General features: G+C 61.9%; 18 protein-coding genes. 9 read left to right on the top strand and 9 right to left on the bottom strand.

Annotated elements, in window-relative coordinates; genetic code table 11:
- Window position 1: 1 nt before the first annotated feature.
- Together BB347_RS00815 and BB347_RS00810 are read right to left on the bottom strand one after the other, a co-directional pair.
- Window positions 2-1,117, bottom strand: a complete 1,116-nt coding sequence (locus tag BB347_RS00815; RefSeq protein ID WP_076579405.1) for a CPBP family intramembrane glutamic endopeptidase — start codon at window positions 1,115-1,117, stop codon at window positions 2-4.
- A 116-nt stretch (window positions 1,118-1,233) separates the two neighbouring features.
- Complete coding sequence (locus BB347_RS00810) at window positions 1,234-2,535, bottom strand: glucose-6-phosphate isomerase (RefSeq protein ID WP_076579407.1); 1,302 nt, start codon at window positions 2,533-2,535, stop codon at window positions 1,234-1,236.
- A 179-nt stretch (window positions 2,536-2,714) separates the two neighbouring features.
- Between BB347_RS00810 and BB347_RS00805 the strand changes: the two genes are divergently transcribed.
- A complete protein-coding gene (locus tag BB347_RS00805; RefSeq protein ID WP_076579409.1) occupies window positions 2,715-3,167 on the top strand; it encodes a response regulator in 453 nt (150 codons plus the stop codon).
- A gap of 43 nt (window positions 3,168-3,210) precedes the next feature.
- On the opposite strand, the gene BB347_RS00800 is transcribed toward BB347_RS00805, so the two are convergent.
- Both BB347_RS00800 and BB347_RS19970 read right to left on the bottom strand, forming a co-directional pair.
- Window positions 3,211-4,023 carry a TrmB family transcriptional regulator gene (locus BB347_RS00800; protein WP_076579412.1) on the bottom strand — a complete coding sequence of 271 codons (813 nt, stop codon included), beginning with the start codon at window positions 4,021-4,023 and terminating at the stop codon, window positions 3,211-3,213.
- Window positions 4,024-4,622: 599 nt separating this feature from the next.
- Window positions 4,623-4,928 (bottom strand): DUF7344 domain-containing protein, encoded by a 306-nt coding sequence (locus BB347_RS19970; RefSeq protein WP_076579415.1) that lies wholly within the window; start codon window positions 4,926-4,928, stop codon window positions 4,623-4,625.
- A 201-nt stretch (window positions 4,929-5,129) separates the two neighbouring features.
- Here BB347_RS19970 and BB347_RS00790 point away from each other — a divergent pair, with 201 nt between their 5' ends.
- From BB347_RS00790 to BB347_RS00780, 3 genes are all read left to right on the top strand, one after another.
- On the top strand, window positions 5,130-5,603 hold the full coding sequence (locus tag BB347_RS00790; RefSeq protein ID WP_076579418.1) for a DUF5812 family protein: 474 nt from the start codon (window positions 5,130-5,132) through the stop codon (window positions 5,601-5,603).
- 79 nt (window positions 5,604-5,682) lie between these two features.
- Window positions 5,683-6,567, top strand: a complete 885-nt coding sequence (secF, locus tag BB347_RS00785) for a protein translocase subunit SecF (RefSeq protein ID WP_076579421.1) — start codon at window positions 5,683-5,685, stop codon at window positions 6,565-6,567.
- A complete protein-coding gene (locus BB347_RS00780; RefSeq protein WP_076579424.1) occupies window positions 6,567-8,192 on the top strand; it encodes a preprotein translocase subunit SecD in 1,626 nt (541 codons plus the stop codon). Before secF ends, BB347_RS00780 begins: the two co-directional genes overlap by 1 nt.
- Before the next feature lie 80 nt (window positions 8,193-8,272).
- Here the strand turns inward: BB347_RS00780 and BB347_RS00775 are convergent, their stop codons facing one another.
- Both BB347_RS00775 and rnhB read right to left on the bottom strand, forming a co-directional pair.
- Window positions 8,273-9,283, bottom strand: a complete 1,011-nt coding sequence (locus BB347_RS00775; RefSeq protein WP_076579427.1) for a sodium:calcium antiporter — start codon at window positions 9,281-9,283, stop codon at window positions 8,273-8,275.
- Between the two features lie 121 nt (window positions 9,284-9,404).
- On the bottom strand, window positions 9,405-10,112 hold the full coding sequence (gene rnhB, locus BB347_RS00770) for a ribonuclease HII (RefSeq protein WP_076579429.1): 708 nt from the start codon (window positions 10,110-10,112) through the stop codon (window positions 9,405-9,407).
- Between the two features lie 82 nt (window positions 10,113-10,194).
- Here rnhB and BB347_RS00765 point away from each other — a divergent pair, with 82 nt between their 5' ends.
- On the top strand, window positions 10,195-10,494 hold the full coding sequence (locus tag BB347_RS00765) for a hypothetical protein (protein WP_076579432.1): 300 nt from the start codon (window positions 10,195-10,197) through the stop codon (window positions 10,492-10,494).
- A gap of 129 nt (window positions 10,495-10,623) precedes the next feature.
- On the opposite strand, the gene BB347_RS00760 is transcribed toward BB347_RS00765, so the two are convergent.
- Entirely contained in the window at window positions 10,624-11,991 is a 1,368-nt protein-coding gene (locus tag BB347_RS00760) for a tRNA pseudouridine(54/55) synthase Pus10 (RefSeq protein ID WP_076579435.1), read from the bottom strand.
- 151 nt (window positions 11,992-12,142) lie between these two features.
- Between BB347_RS00760 and BB347_RS00755 the strand changes: the two genes are divergently transcribed.
- The 3 genes from BB347_RS00755 to BB347_RS00745 all read left to right on the top strand — a co-directional run bounded on the left by BB347_RS00755 (window position 12,143) and on the right by BB347_RS00745 (window position 13,918).
- Window positions 12,143-13,246 carry a S1C family serine protease gene (locus tag BB347_RS00755; protein WP_076579437.1) on the top strand — a complete coding sequence of 368 codons (1,104 nt, stop codon included), beginning with the start codon at window positions 12,143-12,145 and terminating at the stop codon, window positions 13,244-13,246.
- A 287-nt stretch (window positions 13,247-13,533) separates the two neighbouring features.
- A complete protein-coding gene (locus BB347_RS00750; RefSeq protein WP_076579439.1) occupies window positions 13,534-13,722 on the top strand; it encodes a DUF7511 domain-containing protein in 189 nt (62 codons plus the stop codon).
- Between the two features lie 4 nt (window positions 13,723-13,726).
- Window positions 13,727-13,918: a hypothetical protein gene (locus BB347_RS00745; RefSeq protein WP_076579441.1), complete on the top strand. Its 192-nt coding sequence runs from the start codon at window positions 13,727-13,729 to the stop codon at window positions 13,916-13,918.
- A 61-nt stretch (window positions 13,919-13,979) separates the two neighbouring features.
- Here the strand turns inward: BB347_RS00745 and BB347_RS19155 are convergent, their stop codons facing one another.
- A complete protein-coding gene (locus BB347_RS19155) occupies window positions 13,980-14,153 on the bottom strand; it encodes an HVO_A0556 family zinc finger protein (protein WP_168170915.1) in 174 nt (57 codons plus the stop codon).
- 181 nt (window positions 14,154-14,334) lie between these two features.
- On the opposite strand from BB347_RS19155, the gene trmY reads away from it, so the two are divergent.
- A complete protein-coding gene (gene trmY / locus BB347_RS00740; RefSeq protein ID WP_076579443.1) occupies window positions 14,335-14,931 on the top strand; it encodes a tRNA (pseudouridine(54)-N(1))-methyltransferase TrmY in 597 nt (198 codons plus the stop codon).
- Between the two features lie 26 nt (window positions 14,932-14,957).
- On the opposite strand, the gene BB347_RS00735 is transcribed toward trmY, so the two are convergent.
- The gene (locus BB347_RS00735; protein ID WP_076579445.1) at window positions 14,958-15,365 is read right to left on the bottom strand and encodes a pyridoxamine 5'-phosphate oxidase family protein; all 408 of its coding nucleotides are present in this window, start codon (window positions 15,363-15,365) and stop codon (window positions 14,958-14,960) included.
- Between the last annotated feature and the right edge of the window lie 73 nt (window positions 15,366-15,438).

Raw genomic sequence — 15,438 nt, 5'->3', positions numbered from 1 at the left:
CTCACAAGACGACGAACGAGACGACGACGGCGTTGTAACAGCCGTGTGCGAGCGCCGGAACCAGGAGGTTCTCCGTCCGCGCGTAGAGCCCACCCAGGATCAGCGAGAGCACGAAGAGTAACGACAGACTCGCGAGTATTTCTCCAGCACCCGCGGTCGCGTACGCGATGATGTGAACCAGCGTGAACACGACGCTCGCGACGACGACCGCGCCCGTCCGCGAAAACGTGCTGTAGAGGGACTTCTGAACGACGTTTCGATAGAGGAGTTCTTCGAACGGCCCGACGATCAACACCATCGCCGGGACGATGATCACCAGCAATGACGGGTTCTCGAGAATGTCCTGTGTCAGCGAGTGCTCGGAGCCTTCGATACCGGCGAACGTCATCAACGAGGAGGCGCCGATGTTCACGCCGATAATGAGGAGAGAGCCGACGACGATCCAGGCGACCGTCCAGCGCGTCGGCCACTCGAGGTCGATGAACGACCAGTCGTGCTCGCGATAAGCGAGGTAGCCGGCGGCGACGGCACCGAGTCCGACGCCGGTCGAGAGGTACTCGAGGGTCATCTGCTGTGTCGCCGTGGGTTCGCCGACGGCGAGCATGACCGGCAACTCGAGAAAGAGGTACGCGATGGACATTCCAAAGAGCCCGACGACGGCGAGTGCGATCATCTCGACCGTCAGGGTCAGTCGGTCGACCAGTTCACGGCCCGAAAGATGGGCGTACTCGGCGACGCCGACACCGACGACCCCTGCGCCGACGAAAAACGCCGCGAACAGCGACGAGACCGACCACTCGAGGCCGGGGAGGACGACCGAGCCGAGCGTCCCCTGCATGATCGCGAAGGCCGAGAGCGCGACGACCAGCAGGCTCGAGCCAGCGCCGATAGGACCCGCGACGGCTCGCTCGAGGAGGCCGTACCGACTGGCGAGAAAGGCACCGGTCGCCACGAGTGCGCCAACTGCCCCACCCCAGATCACCGCACTCTCGGGTCCGCGAGTGAGTGAGAGAAAGAGGAAACCGAGGGTAACGGCCGAGAGAACGGCTCCCAGCGACGAAACGGCGGCTGCGGACGCCGGGCCACCGTCGTCGACGCGCCGAACGGAATCGCTCATACGTGGACTTTCGAGTGCGGACCCAAAGGCGAATCGAATTGACGCAGAACTGAGGGGCTGAGACGAGGCACTCGAGGGGCCAACGAGCAGTCAGCGAAAAGGTGACGACCGATCCGTTATCGTTCGATCCGTAGCTCCGTCTTCTCGGCGACGGCGTCGGCTTCCTCGAAGTCGCCGCCGCCGAGGAGCCCTCGAGTCGCCTTCTTCGCCCACTCGACGGCGGGCTGTTCGAACGTGTTCACGGCGTAGAGTTCGCCCGCGAGCACGCAGGCCGCCTCCATGCCGTAGAGCAACCCGCCGAGTTCGTACTCGTCGACGCCCTCGAGTTCGACTCTGACATTCGGTCGACCGGCAGCGGCGAGGCTGGCTTCGGTGGCCTCGAATTCGGCCTCGAGCAGGTCCGCGAGCGTGGAGTCGCCGAGGTAGGCCAGTTCGTCGACGCCAGTGTCGGGAATCGGGCGATCAGCGAGCTCTCCCGGCGAGACGAACGTGACGAGTTTGTCCCGGGGCCCGGCACGGTAGAGCTGGAGTTGGGAGTGCTGGTCGGTGACGCCGAGCGCGCGCACCGGCGTTTGCCCGAGGTCGTCCTTGCCGAGGCTCTCGGCCCACAGCTGGGCGAACCACTCGGCGTAGGTCTCGAGCGATTCGGCGTAGGGAACCATCGCGTTGATTCCCGCACCGCGCTGGTCGAGGGCGTATGCCGTCGCGCCGTAGGCGTAGGCCGGACACTCGAACAGCGAACCGGAGAGCGTCTCGGCTTCGGCTGCGGCGCCGTCTAACAGCGCCTCGAGGTCGTGCTCACAGACTGCCGCCGCGACGAGGCCGACGGCGGACAGTGCCGAGAACCGTCCGGGGACGCCGTCGGGAACCTGCAACGAGGGAAGATCGTGACGGTCGGAGAGATTTCGGAGAGGACCCGATTCGCCGGTCGTCACGATGGTTCGGTCGGTCCAGTCGACGCCCGCCGACTCGAAGGCGTCTCGAACGACCAGAAAGTTCGCCAGCGTCTCGGCGGTCGTTCCCGAGCGCGAGACCACGTTGATCGCCGTGTTCTCGAGCGAGCGGTTCTCGAGGAGCTGGGAGATCCACGCCGGATCGACGTTGTCGAGATAGATGGCTTCCGTGTCGCTCTCGGCGGCGAGGGCGTCCGTGATCGTCGCTGCACCGAGTGCACTGCCGCCGATCCCGATCGTGAGCAGGGTCTCGGCGTCTGCGACGGGTTCGACGGCTGCCCTGATCTCCGTTGGATCGGTCCGCTGTGGCAGGTTCAGGGCTTCGTAGCCGTGTTCTGCGTCGGCCATCCCCCGCTCGATTCGCTCGTGAGCGTCTCCGACCTGGTCGTCGAGGCGCTCGAGTGACTCCCTCGAGACGCCGGGTGAGGCGACCGAGGCGAGCGCGTTCCCGATATCGACGTTCATACGCGAGCAGGCGACCGCGAGGGGTAAAGGCGTTCCGTGATCGGTATCGTCTATTCAACTCGTAGTGTCGTACCAGTAACAGACAACGATCGTCGACAGATGCTTGCCAACCGTAGCGTGCCACAACATGTGTAGGGACTACCCTTACACGGATGACACCGATAGAAGAGACAAGCACAATGAGCAGCCACAAGCCTACCGAGCCAATCGACATCTTGCTCGTCGAGGACAATCCCGGCGACATTCGCCTGACCCAGGAGGCGTTCAAAGCGATCCAGAGTGAGATCGAGTTTCACACCGTCACGAACGGCGAGGAGGCCACGAGGTACTTCGACGTCTGTGAAACGGACAACAAAAGTACCAATCCCGATCTGGTGTTACTCGACTTGAACCTGCCACGCGTCGACGGCTTCAAAGTCCTCGAGATTTTGAGCGAACAACTCGAGTATCCGCCGCCACCAGTGTTGGTTCTCTCGAGTTCGGAGACGGATGAAGACATCATCAAGAGCTACGACCGGGCAGCGAACGCGTATCTGACGAAACCCGACAGTCCCGACGAGTTCGATACGCTGGCGCAGGCAATCGAGGACTTCTGGATCGACTCGGCGCGGCATCCGCCCGAACCGTCATGAGTCGACGACAGAACCGTCACGGAGGTCGGAGAACACGTCGACGCTATTTTCCGGGATCTTCGATTGTGGCTAACCCTGCCGTCACCAATCGCCGAAGCAATACCACGACCCCATTCTGGAGGCCTTTTGCGAAAACAGCCTGTTCTTGGCGGTCGGTACCAGAATTCGGATAGTACGACCCGATCAAGAGCGTCTCGCGATCGACGAGCAAAATTCGACTGATCGCAACCTCGCTGTCTTGTTCAGGTCCGGTGAGCCACTCGAGTCCAGTTTCGAAGACACGACTCGACGGTAGTTGTGTTTCGAGCGCATCTGTAATTGCGTCCGTCTTCCCACCGAGAACGATCGAGGGCTCTCGAGTCGTGGCTTGCTCGATATGAGCGTGGAGCGCTTCCGAGAGGACCGATTCGTCGACGACCAGAAGGACGATTTCGGTCTCCGCCTCGTCGATCAGTTGGAGGGTTCGAGATTCGATTGCTTCGTGTCCGGTCAGCGACCAGATTTCCTGTACCTGGTCGTCGTCGTCGGACGTTTCGACGTCCGTATTCTCGAGGTACGTCTCGAGCGTATCGATCCGCTCGTTGTACTTTTGGCGAAGGATCTGCGTCGCTTCGGTGATATTCACTGCGCGATACTGCTGTGGACTCGAGTGTTGCACTTCGACTAACCCTTGGGACTCGAGGACGCGAATCGCATCGTACACTCTCGTCCGGGGAACGTCGGAGATTTCGTGAATCTCTTTTGCCGTCCCCATGGGGAGTTTATTCAATGCGATAAAACAGCGCGCCTCATACTCCTGGAGTCCGAGGTCCTGCAGCAGACTGATCGCTTCTGTTGTTGTTTCGTTCTGTGTCATGGCCCAACCACGAATTCGGATATCCGAACATCCAGAGTAGGGCGCGCGGATGGAAAAGAATTCGTGTTCGGATAACACGCAATAGCAGCGAGTTCAAGCGCGTTAGACCGGAAAAGTGTACTTTTCACCCAGATTATCACACAAGGTACTTGAGTACACACTCAGTAGGAAGAAGTGGCAGGCCTCGTTTGGCCCAACCATATTGGGGCCTGCCAAATATTACTCGATCATCTGCTAACGGAGAAAGCGTACCGAACACGAACGTGTAGTGACATCTGAACGACAACGACGACGACAGGAGATGTGCTTGGGTGAGCCAACCGTGTGAAATCGACTCGACGAGCAACCGGAACGTATCCAGACCCGTCGGTTTCGTCAGAGGGGTACTCACGTGGGCGTCCTAACAGCGAACGATATCGCGATCCCACTCGAGGCATGGTAGCGTCTCGTCTCGGTGGGTATCGCTGTCAGTTCGAACGCTTCCTCGAGTACTCGAACGTCGTGTGGACTCGCTTCGAGTACGAGAGTATCGATCGATTCAGTCGGATACTGGGCGTAGTGAACGTGGGTATAATGGGCCTGAAATCGTGAATTTGCTCCTATACGCGCTCAAGCAACAACGAGTCTTGCTGGGACAGCAGATACTGCAACAGCGGTTCGATTTCGTCGAATCTCGGTCCTTTTTCGACGAGGCGGTCTCGTTCGTGCCACTCGATAAATCCGTAGTCCGCTAATTTAGGAAGATGAACGTGTTGTTGTTCGATTGTCGACCTGGTTCGCTCATCGAACGAGTCTGGCGGAGAATCCAGATTGACCGTCTCGGATCCTTCGACGAGCGTGAATAATATTCGCCGTCGCTGTACATTCGATAACACTTCGAATAAATTGTCGTGAACTTGGGTCATCTACAGGAGTATATAGGGGATAGGCACTGTTAGACTCGCCCCATTTTCACGCACCGATGGGTTTTGATTAACTGAGTGAATGATGGTGTGGTGAGGAGAATACCGGAACTCGTCCGGAGACAGCGTCCAAACCGCTACGTGACGGTGAATCTCTCGAGACAAGCCGAAACGCGGAAACCGAGCCTGCCCGTATGAACTCCTATGACCGAAACGACGGGTACCTTCGTCGTCACGCACGCCGAATCCGACTCGGCTGTCGTTCGTGACGTGGAGACTGCACAGGTACACACGCTCGCGTCGAACCCAGGCCTCGAGGTCCACGACGTGCTCGAGGCGACTGTCGCGCCCGACCCGCCACTCGAGGTGACGTGGCAGGTCGTCGAGGTCGACGACCGGCGCTCGATCGAATTGGTCGACAGCGACCTCGAGCCGACCCAACACGCGAAGGAACTCGCTGCTGACGCAGATATCGGCGAGTTGATTCAGGAAGAACGGGCTGGAACGGGTGAAATCCACGTCTTCCGAGTACCCGAGGAGGACGTCGAGGCGGCGGCAACGGACGTTCTCGAGGACGAGGAGACCGTCGCGCGTGCGGCCCGACTCGAGGCGGTTCGCGTCGAAGTTCGTCGCGATGTGGGCGGCGGCGTTTTGAGCGTTCGATATTTGCCCGATTGAGCGCTCGTCCGGATTGGTCGGAAAACGTGGTATACAAATTGGGAAGGCTTACTTTTCCGGACTGCCAGAGGTTGGACACATGGCGAATTTCGACGTACCGGAGTTCGACTACACCCGGTACAGCAACCGCCAACTCGCGGCAGTGCCGCTCGCGGTTCTCGCGGTTGCACTGCTCGTTCTCACCGGTTCGTTTCTCGCGACGGGCGCACCCGTTCAGCTCGGCATGGACTTCGCTGGCGGGTCCGAACTGACCGTGCAGACGACCTCTTCGGAAGAAGAGATCGAGCAGGCGTTCGACGAGGAGCCCGAGTCGGTACAGGAGGTGACGGCCCCGGAGACGGAGAACCAGTACATCGTGCAGTTCACCACGACCGATCTCGAGTCGTTGACCGAGCAAGCCGAGTCAAACCTGGAACAAGACGGTGACGCGGACGTCGTCCAACTCGAGTCGACGGTCTCCGAGAGCTTCGGCGAACAGACCCAACAGACGGCATTGTTGGGCATCGCCGTCGCCTTTCTCGGGATGAGCGTCATCGCGTTCTTGCTCTTTCGGACGTTCGTTCCGTCGATCGCGATCGTGCTGTCGGCGTTTTCAGACATCATGATCCCGCTCGCGTTCATGGCGGTAACGGGAATCTCGCTCTCGCTCGGGACCGTCGCCGCACTGTTGATGTTGATCGGATATTCGGTCGACTCGGATATTCTGTTGAACAACCACATTCTGCGCCGACAGGGTGAGTTCTACGAGAGTACCAACCGAGCGATGCAAACTGGCGTCACGATGACGGTGACCTCGATGGCCGCGATGCTCGTCATGGGGGTCTCCGCCTGGCTCTTCGGCGTCGAGTTGCTCGCCTCGATCGGAATCATCCTCTTCGTCGGTCTCGCAGCCGACCTCATGAACACGTACATGCTCAATCTGAGTCTCCTTCGCTGGTACAAATTCGAGGGGGTGAGATCCTAATGGGGCCGAAACGCTTCATCCTCGAGTACTGGCGACTCATCTTGTTGCTCGTCTTCGTTAGCGTCGCCCTCGTCGCCCTCTTCATCCCTGGCGGGATCATGGCCGACGACAGCTACGTCGACGACGAGAGTATCGACGACAATCCGACGAACCTCGAGTACGGACTCGGCTTAGACGGCGGCACGCGTATTAGTGCCCCAGTCGTCGGGATGGTCGCCGAGGACATCGAGACTGACGCGACGGACGAGGAGGAAGGATCCGTCGACAGGGAACGGCTCACCGAAATCGAGTCCGCCCTCTACGAGGAACTCGACCTCGACACGGGGAACGCGAGCGTCGATCACGACGACAGCGGGAACGTCCACGCGGAGGTGTTCACCGACGAGGTGACCGAAGAGGAGTTCGCCGCGGTCCTGAGCGACGAGACAGGTCACGAAGTCGATCCCGACGATGACGTTCGCGACGGCGTCTCGGATCAGACGCGCGCTCAGATGGTCGACACGATCGGGTCGATGATCAACGAAGCCGGCCTCTCCGGCGGCGACACCTACGAATCCGAACAGGTCGGCGGCGAGCACTACGTCGTCACCGAAGTACCGGACATGGACCCCGACGAACTCCGAGAGTTGCTCTCGGATCGTGGCATCGTCGAGGTCGTCGCCTACTACCCAGACGACGACGGTCAGGCGAATCAGACGGTACTCGAGGGTGACGACATCGCGACCGTCGATCCGCCGGAACCCTCCGAGCGCGGGAGCGGATACGACGTTCCGGTCGAAGTCGACAGTAACGCCGCACCCGACTTTCAGGAGGATCTGAACGACCTCGGGTTCACCGACGAAGGACAGCAGATGTGCTCGCTCGAGCCCGACGGAGACACCGTCGACTTCGATCACAGCGACGAGCAGTACTGTCTGCTCACGGTCGTCGACGGTGAGCCCATCGACGCTCACAGCATGGGTCCAGAGTTAGGCAACAACATGAACCAGGGTGAATGGGCATCCGACCCATCCTTCCAGATGGGGGCCCAGAACCAACAGCAGGCACAGGGACTCTCCGTGAGTCTGCAAGCCGGTGCGATGCCCGCCCCACTCGACTTCAGCGAGGAACAAACGTACTCGCTGTCGCCCGCACTCGCCGATCAGTTCAAGCTCTACTCGCTGCTCATCGGCGGACTCTCGGTGTTGACCGTCAGCGGGATGGTCTTCCTGCGCTATCGCGACGTGCGGGTCGCGACGCCGATGATCCTCACCGCGATGGCGGAGGTGGTCATCCTCCTCGGGTTCGCGGCGCTGATACGCATGCCGCTGGATCTCTCGCACGTTGCCGGGTTCATCGCCGTCGTCGGGACGGGGGTGGACGACCTCATCATCATCGCCGACGAGGTGATGGACGAGGGCGATGTCAGCTCCCAGCGGGTGTTCGAATCCCGCTTCCGCAAAGCGTTCTGGATCATCGGGGCCGCCGCGGCGACGACGATCATCGCCATGTCGCCGCTGGCCGTCATGAGCCTCGGCGACCTCCAAGGGTTCGCGATCATCACCATCCTCGGCGTCCTGATCGGCGTCCTCATCACCCGTCCGGCCTACGGGGACATCCTCCAGCGGCTGATGACGGACAAGTAACGCTCGAGTTCGAGTTCGAGTCCGGTTTCTGCGTGTCGTTTCGGCATTTCCAGTACGAACCCACTCGTCGCGAGCGTCGCTCAGGTCGGGACGACGTCCGAGAGCCCGACGCTCTCGAGGATCAGCCAGACGACGAAGACGCCGTAGAGCGCGAGCAGGGTCCACGCTTCGGGGACGGTCAGTCGCATTTCGGTGCGAACGATGGTGAAGAAGACGATCGTCGCGAGGATCAGGAAGGCCATCATCGGCACGATGTGGGCGAACGTGATCGAAAGCGTCCCGGCGACGAGGACGCCGACCGGGATGGCCACGAGCAGGTCGAAGACGTTGCTTCCGAGCACGTTCGCGAGGCTGACCGACGCCCGTCCCGATCGGGCGGCCACGATGCTGACGAACGCGTCGGGAAGGCTCGAGCCCGCGGCGACGATGGTCATCCCCCAGAGGAAGGCGGGGGTTCCGAAGGCGTCACCGAGTCCGAGCGCGGCCAGAACGAGTCCCTCGACGCCGACGATGATGACTACTAACCCGAGACCGAACCAGAGCCAAGCACGACCAATATCGACCGTCGCGTCGCCCACGCCTTCGTGCTCCGCGGCGTCGAGCACCTGCGTGAAGACGTAGAGACCGTACAACACCAGCGGGAACAACGCGAGCGGGCGGGTGACAGCCCCCTGAAGACCCTCGCCCTCGAGTGGATAGTAAATCACCGCGAGCGAGAACGTCAACAGGAGCGACGCGACGGCGAGCATGTAGAACAGCGATTCTTTGTACACCAGATCTCGGTTCGTCGCCATCCCCCCGTCGCCGACCAGCACCGACGCAGCGGGGATGACGAGCAGATTGAACACCGCAGAGCCGACGATCGCGCCGACACCGAGTTCGAACGCGCCGTGGCGCAGCGTGGCGACGATGACGCTCACCAGTTCCGGCATGCTCGATCCCACGGCGGCGATGACCGCTCCCTGCACCACGGCTGGGACGCCGTAGCCCACCGCGAGTTGGTCCGCGGACGCCTCGAGCCACCGGCTCCCCCGCCAGAGGACGGCCGTTGCGAGGGTTGCGAGACCGAGGTAGACGAGCACGTCGAACACGATTCACTCGTGCACCGCGTGTGCGTATAAATAGGATGCCGGCCAAGTCTGCGCGTCGACGGCGGGGGTTCAGACCGAATCTGCGCGTCGGTGGCGGGGTGAAACAGACTGGGAGAACGCGTCAAAACTGCTCGAGGCCCGTCTGCTGGGACTCCGCGAGTACCGTCTCGCAGGTCGACCAGGACTCGCGAGCGCACGGCGGCAGTTCGCCGCGTTCGCCGACGTAGGACGCGAGAAATTCCCGCGTCGTCGGATCGCTTGGATAGCCGCTGCCAATCTGGCCGTACTCCTCGGCGAGCGCGGCGACGTGGGCGTCCCGTTCGACTTTCGCGACGATGCTGGCTGCGCCGACGAGCGGCGACTCGTCGTCGGCCCCGTGACGAGCGTCGACCTCGAGGTGTGCGAGGAGCGAGGAGTCAGCGTCGGCGGCGGCAGCCGCGTCGGAACAGGCGTCCGCCACGCGCCGAGCGAACCGCGACGCGTCGGTGTCGCAGGCGTCACAGAGTCCCGAAATCGGCGTCGACTCGAGTGCGTCGGCCGCGAGTTCGTCGTGAGCCGCGACGATGGCGTTGGCGTGAGCCGCGACCGCGAGGGAGTTCATGTCCGTCTCCGGGTCGTCGATCCTCGCCGGCGTGATCTCGGCGACGCCGACGCGGATTCGCTCGTCCTCGCGAAGCGTCGACGCCAGTTCCTCGCGTCGCTCGGGTGCGAGTCGCTTCGAGTCCGCGATGCCCCCGGGCAGCGTCGCGGGGTCCTCGAGCGAGACGGCCGCGGCGAACATCGAGCCGAGGGCGGGCCCCTTCCCGGCTTCGTCGACGCCGAATTGCATACGACGAGCATCTGAGGCTACCTGCTAAATCGTTGCGTTGTTCGCACGACAACTATGGTGACGGCTGTGCAATGGACACAAAATGAGGGAGAAAAAGCGAGTGGAGTTTCAAGCACCGCATCAACTCGTCGATCGAGCGGATACACTCGCAACGGTTTTCGGTTCGAATCGAACTGAGATCCTCGTCACTGCACTGAGAGAGTACCTTCGTGAAGCAGCGCACGACGACGAACTCGAGCAGGAAATTGCCGCAGCCTATTACGACGATGAAATCACATCCAATCAGTTGACTGAACTCGTCGGTCGTGAGGAAGCCGCCAATTTGCGTGTGCTCAAAGAACAACTCAACGACGAGTATATCGACGAAATCGCTGACTTGTAACTGACAGGCGTAATTGCAGACACATCGTATGACGACGAAAACGATTGCACTGCTCGATTCGATCGCTGCAAAACGAAGTTGGGAAGAGAACTGCTACGTGCAACGGACACGAGATCGCCTCGAAACGGACTAAGAGTCGATACTATCGTCTGATGTGCCGATTTCGTCGCGGAAGAACGCCTCCAGTTCGAACGGCTCGTCCTCGCCCTGCACGCCCGTCACGTCGAGTGCCGTCACCTCGGCCGCTGTCTCGAGCAAGCCGGCCAGACTCGGCACGGTTCGGCCCTCGTCGCTGCTAACCAGTTCTTTCACGTAGAGGCCGCCCTCGCCGTGGATGCGGACCTCGGCTCGAGTGGGCTCGAGTAACTCGCCGTCCATCTCGTAGACGGTTCGCTCGCGCGTGAGGGCTGCGCGCCGATGGTCGACGCGCTGGGGCGTGTCCTGGTCGACGGTCGTCCCGGTGAGTTCCTCGAGTGCGGCCTCGAAGGCGTCTTCGTCGACCGAGTCGCCGAACTCGACGTCCGCGCGATAGTGTTTGCTCGCGTCGTGTTCCTTGACGCGTTCGACCATGTCGTAGGTCGCGAGACGGAGCCCTTCGACTTCGACGGCCCCCGCGGCGGCCTCGTTGATCTCGCGTTCGAGGGCGTCGACGTCCGTCTCGCGCGTCCGCGGCCGCGTCACTTCGAGGACGAACGGCCGGCCCTCCTCGAGCATGCGGGCGTCGACGTCCTCGCGACCCGCGCCGTGGAAGGTCCCCTCGTCGCCCTCGAGTGCGTCGACGACGTGCGGACGGACGACCTGTTCGACGCTGGTGTCGTACATGTAGCCGGATCCACCACAGTAGTCACAGGGTTCTTCGCCGCTGTCGGCGAGTTGGATTCCGCTGCCGCCACACTCTCTACACGGCCACTCCGTCTGGGGGATGTCTCGCTCGAGTTTCCGGTAGCGGCCGTAGACGAACGCGGCGTTGACCTGTACGTCGACTGCGTGGCTCGTGATGGACCCCGACTCGAGGGCCTCGAGCGGGTCGAACCCCTCGAGGTCGACGACGGCGAGCACGTCGGGGCGGTCGAAGTCCACGTCGGTTCCCGTCTTCTCGCCGACGCGACGGCCCACTTCGCGGTTGACGTCGCGTTTCATCGCTTCGCCGGCGTCGGGCTCGAGGCCGGCGTCCTCGCGCAGGAGTCGATCGTTCTCTTCGACGAGTGGGGGCACCCGCGTCCCGACCTGATAGGTGTCGAACTCGACGTCGGCGAGGGCGTCGACGATCGTTTCGGCGAGGGCGTCGTAGGTGCCGCTGTATCCCTCACAGACCCAACACTCGGCCGGTTCGGTCGGGTCGTAGTCCTCGTCGTCGGCCAGCGCGATGGTCGTTCGCAGCGCGCGGCCGCGCTCGTCGTTCGTCAGGCCGAAGCTTCGCTCGGCGAAGGGCCGCCCCAGACAGGAGTCACAAACGGGGCCCGTCTCGAGTAACGCGCGGGCGTCTTCCGTGATCATATGACAGCAAACGGGCGGCCGCGGGTAACACGTTTTCCCTTTGGCGGGCCGAATCCACCGCGGAGCCGCGCGTTCGAATCGATCGATTGTGGCGTCGTGTCAACACTCGAGAGTCCGGAGGTTCAAATGGGTCGCCTCCTACCTCACCAGTATGAACGACTTCACACTGAATCGGCGAGGGGTGCTCACGCTCGCCGGAACGGCAGCGGCCGGTGTCCTCGCCGGCTGTGCCGAACCCCGTTCGGAGAACACCATGGAGGGAGGCTCGTCGAACACGTACGACCCGGACAACGTCGCCGACGGCTCGGTTTACACCGATATTTACGAGGACGTCATCGACTCGGTGACGCAGGTCCGGGTCTCGGGCATCGATACCGGTCTCGGTAGCGACGGCGAGGGACAGGGCTCCGGCTTCCTCATCGACGACACGCACCTCGTCACGAACGAACACGTGATCGCAGACGGCACCGAAGTCGACCTCCAATACATCAACGGCGACTGGACCAGCACGACCGTCGTCGGTGCCGACGCCTACAGCGACCTGGCCGTACTCGAGGCCCACCACGTCCCGGAGGAGTCCTCGCCGCTCTCGCTCTCCGAGGAGTACCCCGTCGTCGGCCAGCAGGTGCTCGCGATCGGTAACCCGCTCGGACTCGAGGGAACGATGACGGAAGGGATCGTCAGCGGCGTCGATCGAACGCTCGAGACGGCCGAGCGCGACTTTTCGCACTCGAACGTGGTTCAGACCGACGCCGCGGTCAACCCGGGCAACAGTGGCGGTCCGCTCGTCGACCTCGACGGGAACGTCGTCGGCGTCATCAACGCCGGCGGCGGGGACAACATCGGCTTCGCCATCTCGGCGGCCATCACGAGCCGCGTCGTCCCGTCGATCATCGAGACGGGCGAATACGAGCACCCGTATCTGGGAATCGAACTCGCCACCGTCGACCGCCAGATTGCGGACGAAAACGACCTCGAGGAAGCCGCGGGCGTCATGGTCGTCGACGTCGTAGACGGCGAACCGGCAGACGGCGTCCTCGAGCCAGCGTCGATCAGCAGGCGAGGCGAGCCACTGCCGATTGGCGGCGACGTGATCCAGGAAATCGACGGCGAGGAGATTCCCGACCAGCACGCCCTCTCGAGGTACCTCGAACTACAGCGAAGTCCCGGCGATACGATCGAAATTGGCCTCTTGCGAGACGGAACGGAGGCGACGGAGTCGCTCACGCTCGGTGCCCGTCCGTCGATGGAGTAACTCGGTTCAGACTTCATTCGAATCGATCCCACTTTCGTCGAAATCGGGTCGTGTAAACGGTTACAATACTCACGTACACGGATAGGTTCGCCGCTGGCGCACACTGGAAATACCGTAATCGCGGCGTACACCCACGAGACGATTTCGTTCACGGCAGTATGAATAACCGGGCTAAACTCGAACGGAAATGAACGCTACCGACACCGTTCAGCGTATTAGCAGGTCGATAACAATAGGGTATTCGGCGTTAGCTGCAGGTAGCGCGATTCCACGATCGCCTGTCACCGATGAACACGAATGCCGACTCACACCACGCCGATAGCGAACCGACGACGCTCGATTACGTCACGGTCGAGAACGATGACGCCCCCGACGAGTGTGCGATCTTCCCACGAGACGCGAGTGACGACATCCTCTCAACCACCTGGATCACGGCCCAAGCGGATTCGTTCGTCTCGCTCGAGTCGATGCGTTAATACAATGAGCCGCCACCTGAATTACGCAATCACTGCCGCAGGATTCTGGCTCGGCACGCTCTTGCCGGTCGCCTACCTGCCGGTTTTCCTCGCCGGAATCGATTCGGCAGGCGCGTTCTTGGTCCTCGTTGGCCTCCTCTCGGTCCACGCGCTCGCGCTGATCGTCGGACACGAGTACCCGGATTCGCAACCGTAAGTCGCGATTCGCGGTTCGTCGCCGCCTGCGTTCGCTACTCGGGGTTTCTTCGCCGCGCCTCTCACCACAACTGTGCGTGTGGCGTCTCGCAATCGGTGCAGATCACCGCGCGATTGTCCTTGTAGACACCTTCCTCGAGCGTTCCCGACTCGCAGTAGGGGCACGCTCTGCCGTCGAGGTGCGCAAGGACTCCTGAGTCATCGCCTTTCGCGGGTGACGACTGAGATTTTGCCATGTCCGTATACCACCCTCGAGACACCTGAAACGGTTGGCCATGCCTATGCCAGCCAATTCGGTGTGAACGTCGCTGCGGGCTGATTTCGGCGTGGTAAACTGTTCGTCGAGTCCGGCTGTACTCGAACCATCCCGGCGGGTCGAATCGTGGAGGCTATCCCATCGGCCGCTCACCTGCGAGTATGCGCCAGTTCGTATGCATCGGTCACGAGGTTCCGACCGACGCCGACTTCTCGCTCGACGACCTCGCGGGCGGTGCCGGTCGCTTAGACGCCCTCTGTCGATCGATTACCGCCTCGTTCGTCACCTCACACGGTATTCGCGAAGACGTTCGCACCCACCTCGTCGTCCAGGACGAACTCACCATCACCTTCGACGGCAGCGAGCTTCGTCGGCTGAACCCGGACGAACGAAGCACGGCCGCCCTGGTTCGAAACGCCCTCGAGCACCGCGAGGAAGCTATCGGCGCACTTCCCGCAGAACCGAGTCCCGGAATCGAAGTCTATCGTCGCGGATTCGAGGCGACGCTCGAGGAACTCGCGGACGACGGCACCGTCGTGCAACTGCACGAGGACGGGGAGTCGGTCGGAGACGTCGAAGCACTCGAGGACCCCATCTTCGTCCTCTCGGATCACCAGAATTTCACCGACAAGGAAGTCGGGTTGCTCGAGGACGTCGTCGACCGGCGGCTTCGACTGGGGCCGTCGCTGTTACACGCCGATCAGGCAATTACGGTAGCGCATCACTATCTGGATACGGACGGGTACGAGACATTTTGATCGGCGAATTAAATCTTCCGTCGCCCTCAACTCGAGTCCTGTGCGTCGACGACTTCGTCGATGCGGATACGTAGGATGACGCGTTCGCTTTCGATGGGCATCTGGTACTCGTCCGCGTCGGTGTAGCGGCGAGCAAGTTCGTCGATGTGTTCGCGAGCGCCGTCGGTGGTGAGCTCGTCGACTTCGCCCATGACGGAGAGTCGGCGATAGGGGTTGTCCGGATCGGTCATGCTGACGCCCACGGCTGGGTCGTCCTCGATATTTTGGACCTTCCGGCGCGCTCGCTCGGTGTTGACCAGTATTCGTTCGTCCTCGGCGTCGTAGTCGACCCAGACCGGAGTAACGTGTGGTGTCTGTTCGTCGCCGACGGTTGCGACGTGGGCGATCGTTCGCTTCTCGAAGAGGTCTTGGAAGGCGTCGGGAACGGATGCCATAGGATCAGTTCACCGAGCCACGGTTTTGTTGTGGTGCCTACATGGGGAGGTTCCTCGAGGACGGGCGCGAGTC

This window comes from Natronorubrum daqingense (genome assembly GCF_001971705.1).
GTDB classification, from domain to species: domain Archaea; phylum Halobacteriota; class Halobacteria; order Halobacteriales; family Natrialbaceae; genus Natronorubrum; species Natronorubrum daqingense.
The sequence above is the reverse complement of the archived record's forward strand: the minus strand, read 5'-3'. Positions and strand labels throughout refer to the sequence as shown.